At 64.5% G+C, this 24,749-nt stretch carries 25 protein-coding genes; 17 read left to right on the top strand and 8 right to left on the bottom strand.

The features are described from left to right. The first annotated feature begins 214 nt into the window (after window positions 1-214). From hemA to H6X51_RS16540, 6 genes are all read left to right on the top strand, one after another. Complete coding sequence (gene hemA / locus H6X51_RS16565; protein ID WP_185268579.1) at window positions 215-1,495, top strand: glutamyl-tRNA reductase; 1,281 nt, start codon at window positions 215-217, stop codon at window positions 1,493-1,495. Beyond that, a complete protein-coding gene (prfA, locus tag H6X51_RS16560; RefSeq protein ID WP_185268578.1) occupies window positions 1,492-2,574 on the top strand; it encodes a peptide chain release factor 1 in 1,083 nt (360 codons plus the stop codon). The genes hemA and prfA overlap by 4 nt, the downstream gene beginning before the upstream one ends. After that, the gene (gene prmC, locus H6X51_RS16555) at window positions 2,575-3,408 is read left to right on the top strand and encodes a peptide chain release factor N(5)-glutamine methyltransferase (protein ID WP_185268577.1); all 834 of its coding nucleotides are present in this window, start codon (window positions 2,575-2,577) and stop codon (window positions 3,406-3,408) included. Next, the gene (gene moeB, locus H6X51_RS16550; protein ID WP_185268576.1) at window positions 3,401-4,159 is read left to right on the top strand and encodes a molybdopterin-synthase adenylyltransferase MoeB; all 759 of its coding nucleotides are present in this window, start codon (window positions 3,401-3,403) and stop codon (window positions 4,157-4,159) included. Before prmC ends, moeB begins: the two co-directional genes overlap by 8 nt. After that, window positions 4,152-4,943 carry a glutamate racemase gene (murI, locus tag H6X51_RS16545; RefSeq protein ID WP_185268575.1) on the top strand — a complete coding sequence of 264 codons (792 nt, stop codon included), beginning with the start codon at window positions 4,152-4,154 and terminating at the stop codon, window positions 4,941-4,943. The genes moeB and murI overlap by 8 nt, the downstream gene beginning before the upstream one ends. A gap of 70 nt (window positions 4,944-5,013) precedes the next feature. Next, window positions 5,014-5,538: an acyloxyacyl hydrolase gene (locus H6X51_RS16540; protein WP_185268574.1), complete on the top strand. Its 525-nt coding sequence runs from the start codon at window positions 5,014-5,016 to the stop codon at window positions 5,536-5,538. Between the two features lie 50 nt (window positions 5,539-5,588). Here the strand turns inward: H6X51_RS16540 and H6X51_RS16535 are convergent, their stop codons facing one another. Next, window positions 5,589-6,566, bottom strand: coding sequence for an NAD(P)/FAD-dependent oxidoreductase (locus tag H6X51_RS16535; protein WP_185268573.1), 978 nt, complete (start codon window positions 6,564-6,566; stop codon window positions 5,589-5,591). A 229-nt stretch (window positions 6,567-6,795) separates the two neighbouring features. Between H6X51_RS16535 and hemH the strand changes: the two genes are divergently transcribed. Further along, a complete protein-coding gene (gene hemH / locus H6X51_RS16530; protein ID WP_185268572.1) occupies window positions 6,796-7,815 on the top strand; it encodes a ferrochelatase in 1,020 nt (339 codons plus the stop codon). A gap of 7 nt (window positions 7,816-7,822) precedes the next feature. On the opposite strand, the gene H6X51_RS16525 is transcribed toward hemH, so the two are convergent. Beyond that, window positions 7,823-8,455 carry a LysE family transporter gene (locus H6X51_RS16525; RefSeq protein ID WP_185268571.1) on the bottom strand — a complete coding sequence of 211 codons (633 nt, stop codon included), beginning with the start codon at window positions 8,453-8,455 and terminating at the stop codon, window positions 7,823-7,825. A gap of 65 nt (window positions 8,456-8,520) precedes the next feature. Here H6X51_RS16525 and H6X51_RS16520 point away from each other — a divergent pair, with 65 nt between their 5' ends. The 6 genes from H6X51_RS16520 to H6X51_RS16495 all read left to right on the top strand — a co-directional run bounded on the left by H6X51_RS16520 (window position 8,521) and on the right by H6X51_RS16495 (window position 14,715). Beyond that, a complete protein-coding gene (locus tag H6X51_RS16520; protein WP_185268570.1) occupies window positions 8,521-9,477 on the top strand; it encodes a 2-hydroxyacid dehydrogenase in 957 nt (318 codons plus the stop codon). A 151-nt stretch (window positions 9,478-9,628) separates the two neighbouring features. Beyond that, entirely contained in the window at window positions 9,629-10,123 is a 495-nt protein-coding gene (gene pilV, locus H6X51_RS16515; RefSeq protein ID WP_185268569.1) for a type IV pilus modification protein PilV, read from the top strand. Further along, window positions 10,120-10,905, top strand: coding sequence for a prepilin-type N-terminal cleavage/methylation domain-containing protein (locus H6X51_RS16510; RefSeq protein ID WP_185268568.1), 786 nt, complete (start codon window positions 10,120-10,122; stop codon window positions 10,903-10,905). The genes pilV and H6X51_RS16510 overlap by 4 nt, the downstream gene beginning before the upstream one ends. Window positions 10,906-10,923: 18 nt before the next feature. Beyond that, a complete protein-coding gene (locus H6X51_RS16505) occupies window positions 10,924-11,421 on the top strand; it encodes a PilX N-terminal domain-containing pilus assembly protein (protein ID WP_185268567.1) in 498 nt (165 codons plus the stop codon). Between the two features lies 1 nt (window position 11,422). After that, window positions 11,423-14,299, top strand: a complete 2,877-nt coding sequence (locus tag H6X51_RS16500) for a PilC/PilY family type IV pilus protein (RefSeq protein WP_185268566.1) — start codon at window positions 11,423-11,425, stop codon at window positions 14,297-14,299. Window positions 14,300-14,310: 11 nt separating this feature from the next. Then, window positions 14,311-14,715, top strand: a complete 405-nt coding sequence (locus H6X51_RS16495; RefSeq protein WP_185268565.1) for a type IV pilin protein — start codon at window positions 14,311-14,313, stop codon at window positions 14,713-14,715. Window positions 14,716-14,718: 3 nt separating this feature from the next. Here H6X51_RS16495 and H6X51_RS16490 read toward each other — a convergent pair whose 3' ends face one another. Continuing rightward, window positions 14,719-15,972: a uracil-xanthine permease family protein gene (locus H6X51_RS16490; protein ID WP_185268564.1), complete on the bottom strand. Its 1,254-nt coding sequence runs from the start codon at window positions 15,970-15,972 to the stop codon at window positions 14,719-14,721. Beyond that, window positions 15,972-16,613 carry a uracil phosphoribosyltransferase gene (gene upp / locus H6X51_RS16485; protein ID WP_185268563.1) on the bottom strand — a complete coding sequence of 214 codons (642 nt, stop codon included), beginning with the start codon at window positions 16,611-16,613 and terminating at the stop codon, window positions 15,972-15,974. The genes H6X51_RS16490 and upp overlap by 1 nt, the downstream gene beginning before the upstream one ends. A 155-nt stretch (window positions 16,614-16,768) precedes the next feature. On the opposite strand from upp, the gene H6X51_RS16480 reads away from it, so the two are divergent. After that, on the top strand, window positions 16,769-17,326 hold the full coding sequence (locus tag H6X51_RS16480) for a hypoxanthine-guanine phosphoribosyltransferase (RefSeq protein ID WP_185268562.1): 558 nt from the start codon (window positions 16,769-16,771) through the stop codon (window positions 17,324-17,326). A gap of 10 nt (window positions 17,327-17,336) precedes the next feature. Here H6X51_RS16480 and dauA read toward each other — a convergent pair whose 3' ends face one another. Beyond that, a complete protein-coding gene (dauA, locus tag H6X51_RS16475; RefSeq protein WP_185268561.1) occupies window positions 17,337-19,067 on the bottom strand; it encodes a C4-dicarboxylic acid transporter DauA in 1,731 nt (576 codons plus the stop codon). A 74-nt stretch (window positions 19,068-19,141) separates the two neighbouring features. On the opposite strand from dauA, the gene H6X51_RS16470 reads away from it, so the two are divergent. The 3 genes from H6X51_RS16470 (at window position 19,142) to H6X51_RS16460 (ending at window position 20,640) form a co-directional block, all read left to right on the top strand. Continuing rightward, on the top strand, window positions 19,142-19,633 hold the full coding sequence (locus H6X51_RS16470; RefSeq protein WP_185268560.1) for a hypothetical protein: 492 nt from the start codon (window positions 19,142-19,144) through the stop codon (window positions 19,631-19,633). 70 nt (window positions 19,634-19,703) lie between these two features. Next, window positions 19,704-20,009 carry a PA4642 family protein gene (locus H6X51_RS20265; protein ID WP_221627391.1) on the top strand — a complete coding sequence of 102 codons (306 nt, stop codon included), beginning with the start codon at window positions 19,704-19,706 and terminating at the stop codon, window positions 20,007-20,009. A 46-nt stretch (window positions 20,010-20,055) separates the two neighbouring features. After that, window positions 20,056-20,640, top strand: coding sequence for a YajG family lipoprotein (locus H6X51_RS16460; RefSeq protein ID WP_185268558.1), 585 nt, complete (start codon window positions 20,056-20,058; stop codon window positions 20,638-20,640). 46 nt (window positions 20,641-20,686) lie between these two features. Here the strand turns inward: H6X51_RS16460 and H6X51_RS16455 are convergent, their stop codons facing one another. The 3 genes from H6X51_RS16455 to gatB all read right to left on the bottom strand — a co-directional run bounded on the left by H6X51_RS16455 (window position 20,687) and on the right by gatB (window position 24,738). Continuing rightward, the gene (locus H6X51_RS16455; RefSeq protein WP_185268557.1) at window positions 20,687-22,735 is read right to left on the bottom strand and encodes a BCCT family transporter; all 2,049 of its coding nucleotides are present in this window, start codon (window positions 22,733-22,735) and stop codon (window positions 20,687-20,689) included. A gap of 101 nt (window positions 22,736-22,836) precedes the next feature. Then, complete coding sequence (locus H6X51_RS16450; RefSeq protein WP_407925982.1) at window positions 22,837-23,238, bottom strand: septal ring lytic transglycosylase RlpA family protein; 402 nt, start codon at window positions 23,236-23,238, stop codon at window positions 22,837-22,839. Window positions 23,239-23,292: 54 nt separating this feature from the next. Next, window positions 23,293-24,738 carry an Asp-tRNA(Asn)/Glu-tRNA(Gln) amidotransferase subunit GatB gene (gatB, locus tag H6X51_RS16445; protein ID WP_185268556.1) on the bottom strand — a complete coding sequence of 482 codons (1,446 nt, stop codon included), beginning with the start codon at window positions 24,736-24,738 and terminating at the stop codon, window positions 23,293-23,295. Window positions 24,739-24,749: the final 11 nt, after the last annotated feature.

Here is a 24,749-nt window from a genome sequence, read left to right as displayed (position 1 = left end):
ACTCTCATTGGTACGGGTCTGCAGGCGCAGCCGGCAGCTGATGATACAGGATGAGTGGCAAACCCACAGTGTGCAAGTGCAAAGCGATATCGAACGCCTTGCGTGGGCCGGTTTTACCCGCCCGCCATGGAAGGAATTGATTGCCGCCTGTTTACATAGGACAATTACCCGCTTTTAACCCGTAGTTACTCGGGACCACATCTGTTGAGGTGTCATGGGCTTTCTCGCATTCGGGATCAATCACAAGACGGCGACGGTCGAGGTGCGCGAGCGTGTCGCCTTCGCGCCGGACCAGTTGGCCGATGCCCTGCAGCAACTGCGTGACGCCACCCTGTCCCGGGAAGTAGCCATTCTCTCGACCTGCAACCGCACGGAGATCTACTGCACCCAGGACCATGCCGACTCGGCCGCGCTGATCGACTGGGTGGCGCGTTACCACGGGCTGCAGCCGGAGTCGCTGGAGCAGTGCAGCTACGTGCACAAGGATGCCGGCGCGGTGCGGCACATGATGCGCGTGGCCGCCGGGCTGGACTCCATGGTACTGGGCGAGCCGCAGATCCTCGGCCAGATGAAGGATGCCTGGCAGTACGCGCGTACCGCCGGTACCCTCGGCCCGCGCCTGGATCGTCTGTTCCAGAGCACCTTCAACACCGCCAAGCAGGTGCGTACCGATACCGCCATCGGCGCCAACCCGGTATCGGTGGCCTTCGCCGCGGTCAGCCTGGCGCGGCAGATCTTCTCCGACCTGAGCCGCAGCACCGCCTTACTGATCGGCGCCGGGGAAACCATCGCGCTGGTCGCCCGGCACCTGAACGAGCAGGGTGTCAGCAAGCTGATCGTCGCCAACCGGACCCTGGAGCGGGCCGAGGAAGTGAGTTCGCCGCTGGGTGGGCGGGCGATCACCCTGAACCAGATTCCCGAGGTGTTGCACGAATGCGAGATTGTCATTGCCTCGACCGCCGCTCCGCTGCCGATCCTTGGCAAGGGTGCGGTGGAGCGAGCACTCAAGCAGCGCCGACACAAACCGATGTTCATGGTCGATATTGCCGTGCCGCGCGATATCGAGCCGGAGGTGGGTGACCTGGCCGACGTCTACTTGTACAGCGTCGATGACCTGCGTGAGGTCATCGAGGAAAACATGCGCTCGCGCCAGGACGCCGCCCAGGCGGCGGAACGGCTGATCGAGCTGGGCACCGACGAGTTCATGCAGCGCCTGCGCGCCCGCGCCGCGGTGGATGTGCTCAAGCGTTATCGCCAGCGCGCCGAGCAGCAGCGCGACCAGGAGCTGAACAAGGCCCTGGCGCGGCTGGAGCGGGGTGGCGACCCGGCGGCGGTGATGGCGGAAATGGCCCGCGCCCTGACCAACAAGCTGCTGCATGAACCCAGTGTGCAACTCAAGCGCATGAGCGCCGATGGCCGCAGCGAGTCGCTGTCGCTGGCCATGGAGCTGTTCGCCCTGGATGACGACACGAACACCGCACAAGGCAAATCATGAAAGCTTCACTGTTGAACCGTCTGGATACCCTGCGCGAGCGTTTCGAGGAGCTGTCCGCGTTGCTCAGCGATGCGGAGGTCATCAGCGACCAGAACCGCTTTCGCGCCTATTCGCGCGAGTATGCCGAGCTGGAGCCGACCGTGCAGTGCTATGGTCAGTGGCTGAAAACCAATGCCGACCTGGAAGAGGCGCGCAGCCTGCTCAAGGATGCTGACCCGGATATCCGCGCCATGGCCGAGGACGACGCCGACAGCTGCAGCGAGGCGCTGGCCGCCCTGGAGGCCGAGCTGAACCTGCTGCTGTTGCCCAGGGACCCGGATGACGAGCGCAACGTGTTCCTGGAAATCCGCGCCGGTACCGGTGGCGATGAGGCGGCGATCTTTGCTGGCAACCTGTTCCGCATGTATTCGCGCTATGCCGAGCGTCACGGCTGGCGTATCGAGATTCTCTCGGAAAACCCCGGCGAGCACGGTGGCTACCGGGAAGTGATCGCCCGGGTCGAGGGCCAGGGGGTGTATGCCCGGCTGAAGTTCGAGTCCGGCGCGCACCGCGTGCAGCGGGTGCCGGAAACCGAGTCCCAGGGGCGTATCCACACCTCGGCCTGTACCGTTGCGGTGATGCCCGAGCCGGACGAGCAGGCCGCGGTGGAGATCAACCCGGCCGACCTGCGGGTGGACACCTACCGTTCCTCCGGCGCCGGCGGCCAGCACGTGAACAAGACCGATTCGGCAATCCGCCTGACGCACCTGCCCACCGGCATCGTCGTCGAATGCCAGGAAGAGCGCTCACAGCACAAGAACCGAGCCAAAGCCATGGCCCTGCTGCAGGCGCGGCTGGCCGACCGCCAGCGCGAGGCGCAGGAGAAGGAGATTTCCGATACCCGCCGCTCACTGGTGGGCTCGGGGGACCGTTCCGAACGCATCCGCACCTACAACTTCCCGCAGGGACGGGTCACCGATCATCGTATCAACCTGACGCTGTACAGCCTGGATCACGTCATCGAGGGTGAGCTGGACAACGTGATCGAGCCGCTGCGCCGGGAATACCAGGCTGACCAGTTGGCGGCGCTGGACGCATAGATGACCCACAGCATCGCGGCCCTGCTGGCGCAGGCACAATTGCCCGACTCGGATACGCCGCGGCTGGATGCCGAACTGCTGCTCGCCCATGTGCTGGGCAAGCCGCGCAGCTACCTGCTGACCTGGCCGGAGCGCCAGCTTGCCGAGCCGCAGGTGGCGCGATTCCTGACCCTGCTGGCGCGCCGGCGCCAGGGTGAACCGGTCGCCTACCTGTTGGGTGAGCAGGGTTTCTGGAGCCTGTCGCTGCAGGTCAGTGCCGATACGCTGATTCCGCGCCCGGATACCGAGCGGCTGGTGGAGGTCGCCCTGCAGTTGGGTCCGCAGCATCCTGCGCAGATACTCGACCTGGGCACCGGGACCGGCGCCATCGCCCTGGCACTGGCCAGCGAGCGGGCACATTGGCAGGTCATCGGCGTGGATCGCATGCCCGGTGCAGTGGCGCTGGCCGAGAACAACCGGACCCGGCTCGCACTGGCCAACGTGCAGTTCCTGCACAGCGACTGGTTTGCCGCGCTGGGTCAGCGGCAGTTCCAGCTGATCGTCGCCAATCCCCCATATATCGCCGCGGATGATCCGCATCTGCAGCAGGGCGATGTACGTTTCGAGCCGGCCAGCGCGCTGGTCAGTGGCGCCGATGGGCTGTGTGACATCCGCCATATCATCGACAGCGCACCGAGCTATCTGCAGGCCGGTGGCTGGCTGCTGCTGGAGCATGGCTGGCAGCAGGCCGAAGCGGTACGCCAGCTGTTGAGCGAGCGCGGCTTCGAGGCGGTACAGTCCTGGCAGGACCTGGGTGGACATCAGCGCGTTACGGGAGGGTGCTGGCATGCATGACCAGCAGTTGTTGCGCTACAGCCGGCAGATATTGCTGGAACAGATCGATATCGACGGCCAGCAACGGCTACTCGACAGCAGGGTGCTGATCGTCGGCCTGGGCGGCCTGGGTGGCCCGGCAGCCCTGTACCTGGCTGGCGCCGGGGTCGGTAGCCTGCTGCTGGCCGACGACGACCACGTTGACCTGACCAACCTGCAGCGCCAGATCATCCACGGCACCGCCGATCTGGACCGGCCCAAGACCGCCTCGGCGGCCGACCGGCTGGCGGCGCTGAACCCCGAGGTGCAATTGCAGCGGCTCGACCGGCGCCTGCTCGGCGAGCAACTGAACCAGGCGGTGGCGCAGGTCGACCTGGTGCTCGACTGCACCGACAACTTCACCACCCGCCAGGCGATCAACAGTGCCTGCGTGGCGCTGCGCCGCCCGCTGGTGTCCGGCGCGGCCATCCGTTTGCAGGGTCAGCTCAGCGTGTTCGATCCCCGGCGTGCGGACAGCCCCTGCTACCAGTGCCTGTATGGCGATGGTGACGATGTCGCGCTGAGCTGTAGCGAGGCCGGGGTGATCGGGCCGCTGGTGGGCCTGGTCGGCAGTCTGCAGGCACTGGAAGCGCTCAAGCTACTGGCCGGCTTCGGTGAGCCGCTGGTCGGTCGCCTGCTGCTGATCGATGCCCTGCAGACGCGCTTTCGCGAGCTGCGTATCCAGCGTGACCCTGGTTGTACCTGCTGCGGAGCTGGAGCGGGGCATGAGTGAGCAACCCATCGGCGTATTCGATTCGGGCGTCGGGGGGCTTTCGGTGCTGCATGAGATACGTCGCCTGCTGCCGGCTGAATCATTGCTCTACGTGGCTGACAGTGGCTTCGTCCCCTACGGTGAAAAATCCCCCGAACTGATCGCCGAGCGCAGCCGGCTGATTGCCGAGTTCCTGCTGGCGCAGGGTGCCAAGGCGCTGGTGCTGGCCTGCAATACCGCCACTGCCGCCGCGGTGATGGACCTGCGCTCGCGCCACACCCTGCCGATCATCGGCATGGAGCCGGCGGTCAAGCCGGCCAGCAGCGCGACCCGCAGCGGGGTAGTCGGCGTGCTGGCCACCACAGGTACGCTGCGCAGTGCCAAATTCGCTGCGCTGCTGGATCGTTTCGCCGGTTCGGTGAAGGTGGTGACCCAGCCATGTCCGGGCCTGGTCGAATGTGTCGAGCGAGGCGAATTGAGCGGAGCGCATGTGACCGCTCTGTTGCTCCGCTATACTCAGCCACTACTGGAAGCGGGCTGCGACACCCTGATCCTGGGGTGTACGCATTACCCCTTCCTGAAGCCTGCGCTGCAACGGCTGTTGCCTGCCGATATCCAGTTGGTGGATACCGGCGCTGCGGTTGCGCGGCAAGTGCAGGTGAAACTGATGGAGTTCGATCTGCTCGCCCGGGGACCGGCTGCACCGACTGGGTTCTGGAGCAGTGGCGATACCGATGCACTGCAACGGGTTCTTCCACTCCTGTGGGCGGGCCAGGCAGCGACGGTGCAGCGGCTATCGGTATAGCCAAGCGGAACGGAACCTGCTCCGGGAGAGTCGATCATTGTGAGATTACCCATTGCAAGGAAAAAACGAGATGAAGAAAACTGCCCTGGCCTTATCTTGCGCGCTGTCAACGCTGCTCAGCATTCCTGCTGCCCAGGCGCTGGACGGGATCACCTTCCAGATTGGTGAATCATCCGAGAACACCACCACCTACCGCATCGGTGCGCAGTTCGAGTTCGGTCGCACCCTGTGGCAGAGCCAATCCGGTGGTGTGCAGCTCAATGGCTACTGGGACGCCGGGGTGACCCGCTGGAGCGGGCTGGATGCTACCAGCCTGACGCTGACCCCGATGTTCCGCCTCAGCTTCGGCGCCAGTGACGGTGGCGTGACGCCCTTTGTCGAGGGGGGGATCGGTGCCTCCTACTTCACTGAAACCGATCTGGATGACCAGGATCTGGGCAGCAAATTCCAGTTCGAGGATCGGCTGGGAGCCGGCCTGATGTTTGCCGGCGGCTCGGAGGTGGGTATCCGTGCCTACCATTACTCCAACGCCGGCATCAAGAAGCCGAATGACGGCATCAACATGGCCGCCCTGTACTACCGCCTGGGCTTCTGAGCCCGCCCCGGGCACGGGCAGGGAAGCCCGTCAATGCACACTTTCCCGTCCTACTTGTCCAGCAATGCCCTGGCCGCCTGCCGGCCGCTGAGCCAGGCATTCTCGATGCGGCCGCCCAGACACCAGTCGCCACACACATACAGGCCCAGCTTCGGCGCGGCCAGAGCACCCCATTTCAACTCTTCGGCGGGGCGCGCCTGCGGCCAGTAATGCAGCTCGACCTGTTCGGCCTGCGGCAGGGGCATGCCCAGCACCTCGCCCATCGCCTGCTGCAGGGTGGTGACCACCTGCTGCGGGCTGGCGTGCTGCTGCTCCTCGGCCCAGCTGGCGGTGGACTGCACTACCCAGCGTTCGTCGGCTGCCCGTTGCGGCTTGCTGTTGTTACGAGCCAGCCAGTCGAGCGGCCCGTCGCGCACGAAGCAGGCATCCAGTGCGGTATCCAGCGGCCTGGCAAAGCGTAGCGCCAGGCTCCAGCAGGGGCGCATGCGCACCCGTGCCACATCCTGCTGCAGGTGCGGCGCGGCGTCCTGCAACAGCGTCGCTGCAGCTGCGGGTGCGGTGGCCAGGATCAGCCCGGCGAAGGGGCCAGGGACGCTGCCGTCGTCGGCCTGCAGCAACCACTGTTCATCGGCGCTGCGCTGGATCTGGCGGATCTGCGTGTTGCATATCGGGCTGGTGCCGAGCAGGTGCGCTGCCAGCATGGCCATGTCCGGTATTCCGACCAGGCGCTGGATATCATCGGTCGAGGGGCGCAGACCATGGGCGTGGTCGTAGTGATACAGCCGAGGCGACCATTCGGCGACCCAGCCACGCTGCTGCCAGTCCCGGGTCGCCTGGCGGAAGGCGGGGTGGCGCACGGTGAAATACTGCGCTCCCATATCGGCGGCGCCACTGCCTCCGAGCCGTCCTCCCAGGTTGTCCTGCTCGAACAGGGTAACCTGCAGTCCGGCCTCGGCCAGGCTGGTGGCCGCGCTGAGACCTGCCAGCCCGGCGCCTATGATGGCAACCTTCTGATCTTTGTTGTGCATGTCCGTCGACCTTGCTGTACTTCGATGCCAGGCTATTGCGAGCCGTCAGCATCACCGAATCGCGGATGCTCTGCAAGAGGTGTATTGAAAGGATTGATTGGTCACCCCCGCCAGGCTGGTTATCCTCTATCTGCCTGCGGTGGCAACGCACCGCAGGCAAGGCACACAGGGTACAATTGCCATCTTGGCAGTCTGCCCAAGGTAACAACGATGCAACGGAGAGAGCCTGATGTCTGAGCGTGGAGTTCTGCTGGTCAACCTGGGGTCACCTGCCAGTACCGAGGTCGCGGATGTGCGTCGCTATCTGAACCAGTTCCTGATGGACCCCTGCGTGGTGGATCTGCCCTGGCTGCCGCGCCGAATACTGGTCAGCCTGATCCTGCTGCGTCGCCCACGCGAGTCCGCGCATGCCTACGCGTCCATCTGGTGGGAAGAGGGCTCACCGCTGGTGGTCATCAGCAAGCGGGTGCGCGACCAGCTGCGCAGCCGGGTGGACATGCCAGTCGAGCTGGCCATGCGTTACGGCGAACCCTCCATCGAGCAGGGTATCCTGGCGCTGATGCAGCAGGGCGTCAGTGAGATATTGCTGATGCATCAGTACCCGCAGTTCGCCGACAGCACCATTACCACGGCGGTGCGCGAAGCGCAGCGGGTCATCGAGCAGCACCGTCTGCAGGTGCGCCTGACCGTGCTGCCGGCCTTCCATGGCCGCCCCGACTACCTGGAGGCGCTGACGAGCAGCGCGCTGCCGCATCTCGAAGGCGGCTTCGACCATCTGCTGTTCAGTTACCATGGCCTGCCCGAACGTCACCTGCGCAAGGCCGATCCCACCGGTGACTACTGCGTGAGCCTGGAAGACTGCAGCGCGCGTCATTCGCCATCCCATCCCACCTGCTACCGAGCCCAGTGTCGGGCGGTCAGCCAGAGCGTCGCCGAGCGCCTTGGCCTGGCTCCACAGCAGTGGAGCATGTCGTTCCAGTCGCGATTGGGGCGTGCCAAGTGGATCGAACCCTATACCGAGGTGCAACTGGACGAGCTGGCTGCCCGCGGCGTCAAGCGCCTGCTGGTGATGTGCCCGGCTTTCACCGCCGACTGCATCGAGACGCTGGAGGAGATTGGTGACCGCGGGCGCGAGCAGTTCATCAGCGCCGGTGGTGAGGAACTGGTGCTGGTGCCCTGTCTGAACGACCACCCGCAGTGGATGGACGTGCTGGCCAACTGGGCGCGCAGCGAGCCGGCCAGCGCCTGAGCCGGGCTCAGCTGCGTCTGAACCACTCCGACAGTGCCAGGTGCAGCCCCAGCCCGACCAGCACGGCGCCCATCAGCCGGTCGAACCAGTGGCCCAGGCGGGCGAAGCCACGGCGTACCGCCGGCTGGCTGAACAGCAGGGCGACCAGGCAGAACCACAGGGTGGTGGCCACTGCCAGGTACAGGCCATAGCCGGCCTGCACCAGGATCGGTGTCTGCGGGCTGATCACCAGGGTGAACACCGACAGAAAGAACAATGTCGCCTTGGGGTTCAGGCCATTGGTGATGAAGCCGACGCCAAAGGCCTTGCGTGGTGCCAGGCTGAGAGCGGGTAGGGTGATATCCGTCACCGCCTGCGGCTTGGCACGCAACGCCTTGATGCCGATATACAGCAGATAGGCCCCGGCCAGCAGCTTCAGCAGGTTGAACAGCCATACCGACTGCGAGACGATGATGCCGATGCCCAGCAGCGAATAGGCCACATGCAGGAATATCCCGCTGCCTACCCCCAGGGCTGTGACCAGCCCGGCCTGGCGACCTGCGCTGACGCTGTTGCGGATCACCACGGCAAAATCCGGCCCGGGACTGATCACCGCCAGCAGGTGCACCAGCGCCACCAGAAGAAATTCGTTCAGATACAATGGACTGCTCCGGCTTGGAAAACGGCCATTCTAACTCCCTTCCCATGGCAGACACAGGTTGCACAATGAAAAAGCTATCGGCGGTATTTCTCGATCAGGCCTCGCTGGATCTGGGCGATCTCGACATGCGGGCGCTGCATGACAGCACCTCGCAGTTGACCCTGTATCCGGTCACCGCGGCGGAGCAGGTGGCGCAGCGTATCGGCGAGCATCAGGTGGTGATCAGCAACAAGGTGGTGATCGACGAGCAGGTCATGCAGGCCTGCCCGCAGCTGCAGCTGATCCTGATTGCCGCCACCGGCACCAACAATGTCGATCTGGAGGCAGCCCGGCGTCGCGGCATCGGCGTCTACAACTGCCAGGCCTACGGCACGCCGTCGGTGGCCCAGCACACGCTGATGTTGATGCTGGTCCTGATCACCCGTTTCGAGTCCTATCGCGACGCGGTACGCGGCGGTGCCTGGCAGCGCAGCAGCCAGTTCTGCCTGCTGGACTACCCGATCGGCGAACTGTCAGGGCGCACCCTGGGTATTCTCGGTTACGGCGAGCTGGGCCAGCAGGTGGGGCGCCTGGCCAGTGCCTTCGGCATGCGGGTGCTGGCCGGTTCGCTGCCGGGGCGTGAGCATCCCGAGCGTCCGGCGCTGGACGAACTGCTGCCGCAGGTGGACATCCTCAGCCTGCACTGCCCGCTGACCGACAGTACCCGCGGTATGATCGGCGCCGCGCAATTGGCGGCGATGAAGCCGGGCAGCCTGTTGATCAATACCGGCCGCGGCGGGTTGGTGGAGGAGCAGGCGGTGGTCGACAGCCTGCGCAGCGGGCACCTCGGCGGTGCCGGCTTCGATGTATTGACCACCGAACCGCCGGTGGCGGGCAACCCGCTGCTCGATGCGCAGTTGCCGAACCTGGTGGTGACGCCGCACAGTGCCTGGGGTAGTCGGGAGGCGCGCCAGCGCATCGTCGCGCAGTTGGCGGAGAATCTGTTGGACCAGCCGCAGCGTGCCAGCCGGCGCATTGTGTAGGCTGATCGACATAACGGGTATGACGGATTTCACAAATCCGCCAACATCACCCATTTGGGTGATGTTGCACCCCTGAGACCTCGCTACGTTTCCGGCCGCACGCCAGGAGCAGGCATTCCCTGAGCAACTTGTCTGCTAATGGGAGCCTGTCATGCGACCGAAACGATCTGCACGCCAGCAACGGCTGGCCTGTCTGCCGCTGTCCGGCACCGCTGGACGACAGTGCGGTGTGAGTCTGCTGGAAGTGCTGGTGGCGCTGTTGGTGGTGGCAGTGGGTGTGCTCGGTGCCGTCGAGTTGCAGACCAAGGCGCTGCGCTTCAATGCCAGCGCCGCCTATCAGACCCAGGCCAGCTTCCTCGCCTACGACATGCTCGATCGCATGCGCGCCAATCCCGGCGAGCTGTCCAGCTACGCCATCACAGTCAATACCGCCTGTGCCGCTGCAACGCAGAGTTCGTCGATCCTGGCCACCGATCGTGAGGATTTCGCCCGGGCGGTCAGTTGCCTGCTGCCGTCTGGCTACGGCAGCGTGGCGGTTAGCGGCAGCCGAGCGACTGTCACCGTGGGCTGGTCGGAACAGCGTATCGAGGCGGGTGCTGGCGATACCGAAGTGGTCATCTCCTCACTGATCCGCGGTGACCTGTGAACAGCCATCGGCGACCAGGTGGGCAGCAGGGCTTTGGTCTGGTCGAGCTGCTGGTCGCCATGGCCCTGGGGCTGATACTGGTGCTGGCGGTGGCGCAGATCTTCATCGCCGGCAAGCAGAGTTTCGTGGTCCAGCAGCACACCGCCGCGTTGCAGGAGAATGCCCGCTTCGTGTTGACGCGTATCAGCCGTGATCTGCGCCAGGCCGGCATGTTCGGTTGTCTGGATCTGGGCCGCCTGCCGGCCACCACGCGCAGCCAGCTGCCGCAGGCATTTGCCCAGCCAGTCAGTTCGATCGATGGTGTGCTGAGGGTGATCAGCGCGGTGCCAGTACATGCCAGCACCGCGCTCAGCGGCAACCACAGGGCCTCCGATTATGGTGCGCAATGGCTGCTGGCGAGCAACTGCCTGAACGAGCTGCGTATCGCCAGCGGTACCGAGAGTCTGATGGCGAGTCCCGGTGATCTGCTGATTCCGGTACGTCAGATCGAATACCGCCTGGCGCAGCATACGCTGCAGACCCGCATCAACGGCACTGGCAACTTCGAGGTGCTGATCGACAACGTGGCAGCCTTTGACGTCGGCTTCGGCCTGGCGGCCGATATCGCGCAGCGGCAGGTGGTCGGCAATTACCTGACAGCGGTGGCGGCCGAGGATAGCGCGCGTATCCGTAGTGTACGCATTGCCCTGAGTCTGAGTGACAACCCGGCCAGTAGCGATGACGGCCAGGTGCGCGCCCAGCAGTACACCCTGGTCACCGCCCTGCGCAACCGGCTGGACTGAATGAAACAGGAGCGAATCATGCTTTTACTTCCAGCAATGCGACAGACTGGCAGCGCGTTGATCATCAGCTTGATTCTGTTGCTGCTGCTGACCCTTACCGCGACCGCGGGCATCGGTATCTCCACCGGGCAGGAACGCATGGCGCATAACGCCAGGCTCAAGAATGACAGTCTCCAGGCGGCGGAAAGCGGCCTGCGCTACGTCGAACAGCTGGTCCGCGGCAACCAGCTGATGCTGCCGCAGACGCTCTGTGTCCAGAGCGCCTGCGAGTTGCCCGGCGCCGCCCTGGATACCGATCACCTGAGCGCTCCCGCTGCCGATTGGAGCGCACTGCCGGCGGCGGTCACCGGCAACGACATGCACGCCTGGTATCGGATCGTGCGGCTGGGTGACAGCGTCATGCCGACCAATCTGGCAGCCGGGGCGCCGAGCACCCTGTACCGGATCTCGGTGGTCAGCCACAAGGGTTCCACCCGTACGGTTCTGGAGACTGTCTATGCTTTCACACGGATGTGATATGCGCCGCTGGCCGGCGGCCATGGCGGGGCTGGCGCTGGGGCTGTTCGCGGCCGTGCCGGCGCAGGCCTTCGCTCCCTTGAGCGGGCCGATACTGACCGCCTCGGCGGTACCGCCCAACGTGCTGGTGCTGTTCGACAACTCCTCCAGCATGGTGCTGAACGCCATTGGCAACGAGACGCGCCTGGACATTGCCCGGGACGTTACCAAGGACGTGATCGCAGCCAATCGTGGCGTGCGTTTCGGCCTGTTCAGCTTCCGCCAGTCGCTGCCCAATGACAGCGGGCCGGGGGGACAGTTGCTGGTCGAGGCGGGCAGCGTCGATATCCACAGCGCCGATGGCATTGCCCGTTTCGATGCGCTCAACCGAGCACTGGACGGACTGAACCCGAGCACCAGAGGCAGTCTCACCTGGACGCCGCTGGCTGAATCCTACTATGAGATCACCCGCTATCTGCGCGGCATGCGTGCGTTCTACCCGCAGACCCTGGCCGAGCCGCAGCGCGAACTCTTCGACAGTCCGATCCAGTATCGCTGCCAGAAGAACTTCGGTCTGGTGGTGACCGACGGCTTGCCGACCCATGACAGTCAGTTTCCGAGCACGCTGGTACAGGAGCCGGACGGCAACAATCCGCGGCTGCCCGGCAGCTTCAACCTGCCCGACTGGGATGGCGACGGCGCCGATGTGGCTCCCGGTGCACAGGACAGCAGCGAAGGGGGAACCTTCTACCTGGACGATATCGCCCGCTTCGCCTATGAAACCGACCTGCGTCGCAGCGGCACCGACCAGGCCGGGCAGAGCTGGAATGATCCGCGCTTCCCCTTGCAGAACCTGCAAACCTATACCGTTGGCTTCGCCCTGGATGATGTGCGCCTCAGGCAGGCGGCAAGCGCGGGCAATGGACGCTATTTCACCGCCAGCGACCGGCAGCAACTGCAGCAGGCGCTGGGCAGCGCGCTGCAGGAAATCAGTGCCGCGGCCGGTTCCGGCGGCGGCGCGGTCAGTGACAGCCAGCAGCTCAGTGCCGGGATCAGTCGCTATTACCAGACCCGTTTCGACCCGACTGACTGGAGCGGCAGCCTGCATGCCTACCAGATGAACGCCGAGGGTGAGCCCGACACCCTGCTGTGGAGCACCGACCAGACCTTCGTGCCAGGTACTCCGGTGGGCAGTTTCCAGACCTGGCGTAACGCCGAGGGCAGCACGTCTGCCGGTGCCGTCCCCCTGGCCGGCAACAGCTGGACGCTGCTGGCTGCCGAACAGCGTGCACTGCTGGACGCCGAGGCGGCGGTGGCCGGCCTGACTGGCAGCAACGCGGCGCAGCGGTTGCTCGACTGGACCCGTGGCAGCCGGGACGGCGAGCTGCGCCGCCGCAGCCGGCTGTTGGGTAATATCATCAACTCCGCGCCGGTGCTGGTCGGAGCAGGGCATCAGGTGCTGGCCGGCGGTGACGCCGACTATGGCAGGTATTTGCAGCAAAGACGCAGTGGCATGGCGGAAGCGCTGCTGGTCGGTGCCAATGATGGTTTCGTGCGGCTGTTCGATACCGCCGGTGGGCACCTGTATTCCTATCTGCCGGCGGCGCTGCATACCGGACTCGGGGTGCGGGCGCGTACCGATCACGGCAATGGCAATCACCATCGCTCGGGTGTCGATGCGCGCCTGGCGGTAGCCGATGCGCCGCTGAACGGCCAGTGGAGTACCTTGGCGGCGGGTGGCCTGGGCGCTGGCGGCAAGGGCCTGTTCGTGCTGCGCCTGTTCGATGCGCTGCGTGGTGAGGCGGCACGCGGTGCGCTGTGGGAGGTCAATGCCAGCCAGAGCAGCATGATCGGCCATATCTACGGGCGGCCGGTGATAACCCGGCTGCATGGCGCTCCGGTGCTGATCACGGGTAATGGCTATGGCAGCGCTGCTGGTGGCGCAGCCCTGTTGATCTTCGATCTGCACAGTGGCGCGCTGCTCCGGCAACTGGATGTCACTGCCCGGCCGGGGGAGCTGCAGGGCAATGGTCTGTCTGCACCGGTGTTGCAGTTCGACGCCGCTGGCCAGGTGAAGGCGGCGTTCGCCGGGGACCTGCATGGCCAGTTGTGGAAGTTCGAGCTGCACGAGCCGGAAGCGGCCCGTTGGGCTGTGGCACATGCGGGCATGCCGTTGTTCACCGCCGCCGCTGCTCAGCCGATCACCCTGCCGCCACAGTTGCATGCGGGCATGCACGACGGCCTCGAGCTGGTTCTGTTCGGCACCGGCAAGTTCATGGAGGCAGCGGACCTGATCGATACCAGTACCCAGGCGTTCTACGCGGTTCTGGATGTACCGACGCTGCCAGCGGCCGGGTTGACTCCCGCCGCGTTGCAGGAGCAACGCATCGATTCGGTCACTACTGACCCCGGCACTGGCCAGGCGGTGCGTACGGTGACCTCAAATGCGGTGGATTGGACTAGCCGGTTTGGTTGGTACCTGCCGCTGATTCACAATGGCCAGGCCCAGGGCGAGCGGGTCACCCGGGACTTCGTGATCAAGAACGCCCGGGTGTTGTTCACCACCGGTTTCATCAGGACCGATGTCGATGACCCCTGCCTGACCCAGGCCGGCGGCTGGTTGATGGCGGTGTCGTTGACTCGCGGTGGCATGCCGGTCAAGCAGGTGCTGGACACCAATGGCGATCGGCGCATCGATGATGACGACCTGCCGGCGGCTGGATTGGAGCTGGATATCGGACTGCCCGGCGACCTCAGCGTCATGGATCGTGATGACCCTGAGGCGCAGAGTGGCTGCAACGACGAGATCTACCTGGTGCAGGGCTCCAGTGATGTCGCGGTGGTTGCCGGGCAGCCACACTGCCAGTTCAACCGCATCATGTGGCGGCAACTGCAATGAGGAGGGTATGCATGTCGAGGGAAGGGCGGCGGGGTTTCACCTTGATCGAGCTGATGATCGTGGTGGTGGTGATCGGCATTCTGGCGGCGATTGCCTATCCGTCCTACCTGGAACATGTGCGCCAGACCCGGCGTGCCGAGGTGAGCGCGCTGCTGCTGGAAAATGCCCAGCTGCTGGAGCGACATTACAGCCGCCACGGTGCCTATGACAGCGGCACGGTCAGCGGCCTGGCCAGCCAGAGCCCGGCCACGGGTGCGGCGATATTCAGCATAGTGCCGAGCCTGGCGGCCGAGAGTTTCACGCTGACGGCAACGGCTGTGCCCGGCGGCATCATGGCCGGGGATGCCTGTGCCAGCTACACCCTGAATCAGGTCAATCAGCGAACGCCAGCCGAGTCGAAATGCTGGCGGCGCTGATGTTCAGTCGGCTGTGGGGGCCGCCGGGTCCGGTCTGGTGCCTGGTAGTATCAGGTTAAGCAGAATGGCTACGATGCCGCACAGGCTGATGCCCTGCAAGGTGATCGCCTGGTTGCCGATAGCCATGCCGCCGATGCCGAACACCAGGGTGACCGAGACAATACACAGGTTGCGCGCTTCGGACAGGTCGACCTGGTGGCGGATCAGGGTGTTGATACCGACCACCGCGATCGAACCGAACAGCAGGCATAGGATGCCACCCATCACCGGTACCGGAATACCCAGCAGGATGGCACCGAACTTCTCGATGAACGCCAGTCCGATAGCGAAGACGGCAGCCCAGATCATCACCAGCGGATTGAAATTGCGGGTCAGCATCACGGCACCGGTCACTTCGGAATAGGTGGTGCTTGGCGGTCCGCCGAAGAAAGCCGCGGCAGAGGTGCCCAGGCCATCGCCCATCAGCGTGCGCTGCAGGCCGGGCTTGCGTATATAGTCCTTACCGGTTACCGCGCCGATCGCCATCACGTCGCCGATATGCTCGATGGCCGGGGCGATGGCAACCGGGATCATGAACAGGATGGCGGCCAGGTGGAACTCGGGAAGGGTGAAGTCCGGTACGGCCAGCCAGCCGGCATTGTCGACGTTAGTGAAATCCACCACGCCCAGCACCCAGGCCAGCGTATAGCCGACCAGCACGCCGGCCATGATCGGCACCAGGCGGAACAGGCCGCGGGCATAGACGGCGACCAGCAGGGTGGTGATAAGCGAGACCAGGGAGATGGTCAGTGCGGTGGAATAGTCCACCAATTGCACACTGCCGTCACCGGACTTGCCGGAGGCCATGTTCACCGCGGTGGAAGCCAGCCCCAGACCGATCACCATGATCACCGGGCCGACCACTACCGGCGGCAACAGACGATGGATGAAGCCCGGCCCGCGTAGATGCACCGCCAGGCTCAGCAGCAGATACACCAGGCCCGCAGCCACCAGTCCACCAAGGGTGGCTGGGAGCCCCCAGGTCTGATTGCTGTACAGGATGGGCGCGATGAAGGCAAAGCTGGAAGCGAGAAAGACCGGTACCTGGCGCTGGGTCACGAAGTGGAATATCAGAGTGCCCAGGCCAGCGGTGAACAGCGCTACGCTGGGGTGCATGCCAGTGATCAGCGGCATCAATACCAGCGCGCCAAAGGCCACGAACAATATCTGCGAGCCGGCCAGTACGCTGCGCCAGCCGGTGGTGCTCATGTCCTGCATCAATCGACGTCCTTCTGTCGGGTGCCGAAGATCTTGTCACCGGCATCGCCCAGCCCGGGCATGATGTAGCCATGTTCATTCAAGCCGTCATCCACCGAGGCGGTGAATATTTCCACATCCGGATGGGCGGCGTTCACCCGGCGGATGCCCTCCGGCGCGGCCACCAGCACCAGCGCACGGATCTCGTGGGCACCTGCGCGCTTGAGCATGTCGATGGTGCCGATCATCGAGCTGCCGGTGGCCAGCATCGGGTCGATGATCAGGGCGCGGCGCTGATGCAACTCGCTGACCAGCTTTTCCAGGTAGGTGTCGGCTTCCAGGGTCTGTTCGTTGCGCACCATGCCGATCACGCTGACCTTGGCGCTGGGGATCAGGCTCAGTACGCCATCGAGCATGCCGAGGCCGGCGCGCAGTATGGGCACCACGGTGATCTTCTTGCCGGCCAGCCGTTCGACGCTGACATCGCCGCACCAGCCGTCGATGGTGTGGTTTTCAACCGGCATGTCCTTGGTCGCTTCGTAGGTCAGCAGGGCGGCAACCTCCTGCGCCAGTTCGCGGAAGTTCTTCGTGCTGATATCGTTGCGACGCATCAGGCCGAGTTTGTGGCGGATCAGCGGATGGCGGATTTCCTGGATATTCATGGGTGGGATTCCGTGGCGAGTCAGGTTCGGCAATAGCCTAAACGAATGTCCAATGCCGGTCATCCGGTTATCCGCGGTGATTCGCCACATCGCTTGCATGGCCGCGGCAGGTACAGTATTTTGCCTCGCTTTTCCGATGCCCCCGGAGGCTATGCATGTCCCTTGATCTCGAGCACGTCAGGCAGGTCATGAACGAGGCGGATTGCCTGTATACGCAGCAGCAGGTCGAGGCGGCCATGGACCGGATGGCCGCGGACATTACCCAGGTCATGCAGGACAGCAACCCGATCGTCTACAGCGTGATGAATGGCGGCCTGATCATCGCCGGGCAGTTGCTGACCCGGCTCGCCTTCCCGATGGAAGTGGGCTATCTGCATGCGACCCGCTATCGCAACAAGCTGTCCGGCAGTGAGCTGTTCTGGAAGGCCCGTGCCGAGCATTCACTGGTCGGGCGTACGGTGCTGATCATCGACGATATCCTCGACGAGGGTCATACCCTGGCGGCGATCGTCGAATACTGCCGTGATGCCGGCGCCGAGCAGGTGCTGACCGCGGTACTGCTGGACAAGACCCATGAGCGCAAGGCCTATCCCGGCATGCGTGCCGATTTCACCGGGCTCGACGTGGTCGACCGCTACGTGTTCGGCTACGGCCTCGACTACAAGGGCTACTGGCGCAACGCTGCCGGCATCTACGCGCTGAAGGATCACTGAAGCGCAGGCTTCATCCCCCTGCCGTTTCCGCCAGCCGGGTTCTGATCATCTTCGCCGCCAGCTCAGGCGTGGCGACGAAGATGCGCATATCGCGGCTGGCGCCGATCCCGGCACGCTTGAGCTTGAGCCGGATCTGCGCCTTGACGCCCAGCAGGTATACCGCGATGCCCCGCTGGGCGAGTTCGCTCAGCGCCTTGTCGAACAGCACCAGGGCGCTCATGTCCATGCTCGGAACGGCGCGCATGTCGATCACCATGTGGCGCACCTCGTTGTCGAACCGACTGATGGCTTCCAGCGCCTTGTCGGCGGCGGCGAAGAACAGCGGGCCCTGAATGCGGTACAGGGCAACGCTGTCCGGCAGATCGGCCAGCGCTTGGTCATGCTGGCGTGGCTGGGCACTGCCACCACTCAGCTCGGCCATGCGCCGGATGAACAGGGCCGAGGCCAGCAGCAGACCCACCCCTACCGCCAGCACCATATCGAACAACACCGTCAACAGCAGGCAGATCAGCAGCACCAGCACATCCTGGCGCGGCCCGACCCGCAGCAGATGCACCACCCTGGGGGCCTCGCTCATGTTCCAGGCGACCATCAGCAGCATCGCCGCCAGCGAGGCCATCGGCAGCCAGGCGAACAGCCGGGCCAGCAACACCACCGCCAGCAGCATGACCAGCGCATGGACCACCGCGGCGATCGGAGAACGGGCGCCGCTGCGCACGCTGGTGGCGGTACGGGCGATCGCCGCGGTGGCGGTGATGCCGCCGAAGAAGGGGACGATCAGGTTGCCGAGCCCCTGGCCGAGCAGCTCGGCGTTGGGGTCATGCCGGGTATTGGCCATGCCGTCGGCGACCAGCGCACAGAGTAGCGACTCGATGGCGCCGAGCATGGCCACCGCCATGGCTGAAGGCAGCAGCTGGCGCAGCAGCTCGAAGTTGACCAGCAAGGGCTGGCCGTCGGCACCGGGGAGGCGCCATGGCAACACCCACTGCGGTGCGAACGGCGGGATGCCAGCATGCAGCACCCCGTCCACCTCGTAGCTGAAGCGCGCGCCAAGGGTCGCTACCGGCATCTGCAGCGTTATCAGAAGCAGCCCGAGCAGGCTGCCGGCCAGCAGCGCCACCAGGTGTCCGGGCACGCGCCGGGTCAGGCGCGGCCAGAGAATCAGCGTTGCCAGGGTGGCGATACCGACCAGCGTATCGCCCGCGCTGATCGACGGCAGGGCGCCGGCCAGCGCTTGCAACTGCTCGATGTAGTTGCTGTGCTGGCCGATATTCTGCAAGCCGAAGAAGTCCTTGATCTGCAGGGTGGCGATGACGATGCCGATGCCGGCGGTAAAGCCCATCACCACCGGGTAGGGGACGAACTGGATCAGGTTGCCCATGCGCCCCAGTCCCAGTGCCAGCAGGATCAGCCCGGCCATCAGCGTGACCAGCAGCAACCCGCCCAGGCCGTACTGCTGGGTGATCGGTAGCAGGATCACCACGAAGGCGGCGGTGGGGCCGGAGATGTTGAAGCGCGAGCCGCCACAGATGGCGATGATCAGGCCGCCGACGATGCCGGTGTACAGACCGTGCTGTGGTGCCACGCCGACGGCGATGGCCAGTGCCATGGCCAGCGGAATGGCGATGATGCCGACGGTGATGCCGGCGAGTACATCGCTGCGCAGACTGCTCAGGGAATAGCCCTGCCGAAAGCTGTCGCGCAAGGCGGCGAACAGTGGCACACGAAAGGAGGAGTTCATAGTATTTCCTGTGTTGACAACGCCGGGCATGGCTGCCACAACAGATCTTTGCGTCTGCTCGGGAAGTCTGCCCCATGAAAATTACTGCCAAGGCACTGACAAGCATACTCCTCGCTGCGCTGGCAGGTGTAGTGGTCGCCGCCCCGCTGGACCTGCCGCATGAGGAATTCATGCCGCCGGATCGCTACGCGGCACGCCAGGATCGTCCCGAGCAGCTGTTGCTGCAGATCGACAGCTATCGCATGACCGTGGCCAACGAATCGCGTCAGGGCAGCACTGGTCGCAGCCAGGAAAGCAGCCTGTGGCTGTTCGTCGAAGGGCGCTCGCTGCTGCGGGGTGGAGCGCTGCGCAGTGTGCGCATCGGCTTCATCGACGGCGCGGCCAGCCTGCCGCCGGCCCGGCATGACCAGCAGGCGCAGACATTGACCCTGTACTACCCGCTGAGCTACCTGCCGGCGGTCACCGGCCTGCTCGAGAGTCCCGGCCCGCATTTTGTCCAGGCACGCTTCCATGGCAACGGCACGGTATGGGCAGATATCCACGCCGGGCCGATCAGCGTTCCGTGAGGCCAGGCTGGTGGCGGCGTGGCCGGATGGTTACAATCTGGCCTTTCCGTATTCAGATGAGGGGTTATTCGTGCGCAAAGACAAGAAGAAGGTGGTTGGCGAGCCCATGACCGATGAGCAGGTTGCCGTGTTCATGAGCTTTCGTCCGCGTGAGGCTGACGAGTCCGTCGATCATTACATGTTGACGCGCGCCTACCGCGGTCTGCGGGCGCACGACTTTGCCCGCTTCCTGGAAATGTTCCAGGCTGCAGGCCATGATGTGAACGCGGTGGATGCCGAGGGCAGGACCTTCCTGCAGAGCATTGTCGATCACGCCCAGGCCGAAGACTACGTGGCGGCGCTGGAAGCGGCGGGAGCGAGTCCGGCCCAGGCCTGACCATCTGTCATTCTGTAACTCTGTCATCGCTGAAAGGAGTGCAAGCATGTTGAAACATCTGGGTTGGCTGGCGGTAGCGGGATTGACACTGGTGCTGGGCGGCTGTGCCCACAGCCCGCAGCAACTCAACGTGACACCCAGCGTGACCGTGCCCTTGAGCCAGGTTGCACGCCAGCAGCCGGTGGTGGTGACGGTGCAGGACAGCCGCTCATCACCAGTCCTTGGCACCCGTGGCGGTATCTATCCCGATTCGAGTAACCTGACCCTCAGCGCCCAGACCGTACCGCACCTGCGCCAGCAGGTGGAGCAGGCGCTCGGCAAGCTGGGCTTCCAGGTGGTGCCGGAAGGTACGCCCAATGCCAACAACCTGGTGGTGAGCCTGGCGGAGCTGTCCTACGTTTCGCCCAAGGAAGGCGTGTATGTCACCCAGGCCGACATCTCCGCGGTATTCGCCGCCGAGGTGCGCTCGATGAACCAGCGTTATAACGGCCGCTACAGTGCCTCGGCGCAGCACCGCTTCGGCTATGCGCCGAACCAGGCGACCAACACCCGGCTGGTGACCGAGGTCATGAGCGATGCGCTGTCGCGCATCTTCAAGGATCAGGAAGTCATCCGCATCCTGCAGCAGTAGCCGGCTGCAACTGCGCGGGCCGCCACGCCGACGGCCCGCGTAGCGCTTACTCTTCCTTCGGTGTATTCAGCATTTCGTCATGCTCGGCCATGTTCCACGGCAGCACGCCCGGTGACAGATGCAGGAAGTGCAGGTACTTCTCGAAGTGGTCGAGAATGTCACTGATGATCTCCTGGCCGTCATAACCATATACATCATAGGCCTGCCCGCCCCGGCGCAGGAATACCTCTGCGCGGTAGTAAAAGCTGTCCTCGTCGGCGGTTTCCCCGGTTTCCGGATGGGCGAAGGCCGGGCGCAGGTAATCGCGCAGGCGGATCTCGTAGAGAAAATCCAACTGCTCCGGTACCACCACTTCCAGATAGGCGCGGCGGTGCTCCTCATCGTAATGCACCTCGGCCGGCCAGGACTGCGCCTGCAGCCCCTTGGCCACGCGGATCATGGCGGTCAGCGCCGGGCCCTTGATGAACTGCTCCACCTCATCCTTCTGCGGATAGTTGACGATGCCGGCCAGGCGCTTCTTCCAGGGTGAGCCGCCCTGGCCGCTGCTGCCACGGTTCGCCTGCAGGCTGACCTGCTGGTGATGGCTTTCGATGATCAGCGCTCGCCACATGCCCAGCGCTGACAACAGCATGATGATGGCGAAGGGCAGGGCGCTGGCGACGGCCATGCTCTGCAGCGCCTTGAGCCCGCCGGCGATCAGCAGCACCGAGGCCAGCACACCGCTGAGAATGGCCCAGCCGCCACGCTGCCAGGCCGGGGTGAGCAGGGCGCCGCCCGAGGCCAGCGAGTCGACCACCAGCGCCCCCGAGTCGGCCGAGGTGACGAAGAACAGGGCGATCAGCAGTACTGTCAGGAACGATAGCAGGCTGGTCAGCGGCAACTGCTCCAGCAGCTTGAACAGGGCGATGGCGTTGTCGCTCTTCACCTGGTCGATCAGCTCGCTATAGCCCTGCTCGATGATCATGTGCAGTGCGGTGTCACCGAACACCGAGAACCAGAAGAAGGTGAACAGGGTTGGTACCAGCATCACCCCGAAGACGAACTGGCGGATGGTCCGCCCGCGGCTGATCTTGGCGATGAACAGGCCGACGAAGGGTGCCCAGGCGATGGTCCAGCCGAAGATGAACAGCGTCCAGTTGCCAATCCAGTCACTGCGCGAATAGGCCTGCAGGTTGAAGGTGCGCTCGACGATGTTGTTCAGATAGCTGCCGGTATTTTGCAGAAAGGTTTCCAGGATGAAGATCGTCGGCCCTGCGAGGAATACGAATAGCATCAACGCGGTGGCGATGATCATGTTCAGTATCGCCAGGTTCTTGATGCCCTTGTCCATGCCGGCCACCACCGAGCCCATGGTCAGGAAGGTGATGACCGCGATGCAGGTGATCTGTACCCCGGTGCTCAGCGGAATCGACGGCCACAGGTAGTTCAAGCCGGCGTTCATCTGTGCCACCGACAGGCCGAGAGTGGTGGCGATGCCGAACATGGTGCCAAGGATGGCGAAGATGTCCACGGCATGCCCGATCGGTCCATAGATACGGTCGCCGATCAGTGGATAGAGTGCCGAGCGAATCGATAGCGGCAAGCCATGGCGGAAGGAGAAGTAGGCCAGCACCAGGCCGGTCAGGCCGTAGATCGCCCAGATATGGAAACCCCAGTGGAAGAAGGCGATCTGCATCGCCTGCTTGGCCGCATCCACCGTCAGCCCCTGGGCGCCTTCCGGTGGGTCGGCATAGTGCAGCACCGGCTCGGCGACACCGAAGAACAGCAGGGCGATGCCGTAACCGGCGGAGAACAGCATGGCGAACCAGGACGGGAAGCTGTACTGCGGCTCGGCATGGTCCGGCCCGAGTTTGATGTGACCCCACTTGCTCATGGCCACGATGACGATGAAGATCAGGAAAATCGCCACCGACAGCATGTAGAACCAGCCGAAGGTATTGGTGATGTAGCTCAGCACTGAGGTGAACAGCTCGCCGGCCAGTTCCGGCTGGCTGGCGGTACCTATGACCAGCAGCAGTATGAAGAAGAAGGCCGGGATGAATACCGGCAGCAGTATGGTGGTATTCCAGAGACGGGATCTGGTGGCGTCCGGCATGCGGGAAAGCTCCTTGGGCCAGATGGGGTGAGCGCGTCAGGGCGCTGGCGAAGTATCGCCAGTATAGCAGCCGGTGGGCTTGCCCCCGGCTCCGGGGTGTCTCAGGACTCCAGTTCGCAGGTCTCCACCCGTACCCGGGCGGTACCGGCGCGCAGCATGCCCAGTTCCTTGGCGGCAGCCAGCGAGACGTCGATGATGCGGTTGCCGACGAAGGGGCCGCGGTCATTCACCCGCACCACGGTACTGCGACCATTGAACAGGTTGGTGACGCACAGCTGGGCATCGAACGGCAGACTCGGGTGGGCGGCGGTCATCGCTGTTTCGTCGTAGGGTTCGCCGCTGGCGGTACGCCGACCATGCAGGCGTGAGGAATAGTAGGAGGCGCGGCCCTCGGCGGTGTAAGACAGGCCGCCATCGCTGTCGTCCAGGCTGTCGCCGATGGCCGAGCAGCCGGGCAGCAGCAGGAGCGAGGTGAGCAGTGCGCGCCCCAGCAGCACCGGCAGGGTGCCGGCGCGGCTGGGACGGAAGCGAAGGATGGCGTTGACGACAGGCAAAACTCAGCCTTCCAGTTTCTGCTTGAGCAACTGGTTGACCTGCTGCGGGTTGGCCTTGCCCTTCGATGCCTTCATCGCCTGGCCGACGAAGAAACCGAACATCTTGCCGCGCTTGGCCTCGTCGCTGGCGCGGTACTGCTCGACCTGCTCGGCGTTCGCCGCCAGTACCTCATCCAGCATGGCCTCGATGGCGCCGCTGTCGGTGACCTGCTTCAGGCCCCTGGCTTCGATGATCTGGTCGGCGTCACCTTCGCCGGCGGCCATGGCCTCGAACACCATCTTGGCGATCTTGCCGGAAATGGTGTTGTCCTTGATGCGCAGGATCATGCCACCCAGCTGGCTGGCGCTGACTGGCGACTGCTCGATCTCGATATCGGACTTGTTCAGCAGGCTGGACAGCTCGCCCATTACCCAGTTGGCCGCCAGCTTGGCGTCGCCGCAGGTCTGCTGTACCTGCTCGAAGTAATCGGCCATCTCGCGGCTGGCCGCCAGCACGCTGGCATCATAGGCCGACAGGCCGAACTCGCTCTGGAAGCGCTCGCGTTTCTGTTGCGGCAGTTCCGGTAGCTCACCGCGTACCTGCTCGATGAAGGCCGGCTCGATGACCACCGGCAGCAGGTCCGGGTCGGGGAAGTAACGGTAGTCGTTGGCTTCCTCCTTGCTGCGCATGGAGCGGGTCTCGTCCTTGTTCGGGTCGTACAGGCGGGTTTCCTGCACCACCTTGCCGCCGTCCTCGATCAGTTCGATCTGGCGCTGCACCTCGGTATTGATGGCCTTCTCGATGAAGCGGAACGAGTTGACGTTCTTGATCTCGCAGCGGGTGCCGAACTCGGCCTGCCCCTTGGGCCGTACCGAGACGTTGCAGTCGCAACGCAGCGAACCTTCGGCCATGTTGCCGTCGCAGATGCCCAGGTAGCGCACCAGCGAGTGGATGGTCTTGGCGTAGGCGACCGCCTCCTTGGCACTGCGCATGTCCGGCTCGGAGACGATTTCCAGCAGCGGCGTGCCGGCGCGGTTCAGGTCGATGCCGCTCATGCCATGGAAGTCCTCGTGCAGGCTCTTGCCGGCGTCTTCCTCCAGGTGCGCGCGGGTTACGCCGACACGCTTGACTGTGCCGTCATCCAGGGTGATGTCCAGATGGCCCTTGCCGACGATCGGCAGCTCCATCTGGCTGATCTGGTAGCCCTTGGGCAGGTCGGGGTAGAAGTAGTTCTTGCGTGCGAACACGTTGGTCATGCCGATCTCGGCATCGATCGCCAGGCCGAACTTGACAGCGTTCTTCACCGCCTGGGCGTTGAGTACCGGCAGGGTGCCGGGCATGCCCAGGTCGATCAGGCTGGCCTGGGTATTGGGCTCGGCGCCGAAGGTGGTGGCGCTGCCCGAGAAGATCTTCGAGGCGGTGGTGAGCTGGGCGTGAATTTCCAGCCCGATAACGATTTCCCATTGCATGTTCAGTATTC

It is taken from the genome of Halopseudomonas xiamenensis (genome assembly GCF_014219065.1).
GTDB lineage: Bacteria > Pseudomonadota > Gammaproteobacteria > Pseudomonadales > Pseudomonadaceae > Halopseudomonas > Halopseudomonas xiamenensis.
Note: the sequence above shows the minus strand (reverse complement) of the source record. Positions and strands in the feature narration are given on the sequence as shown.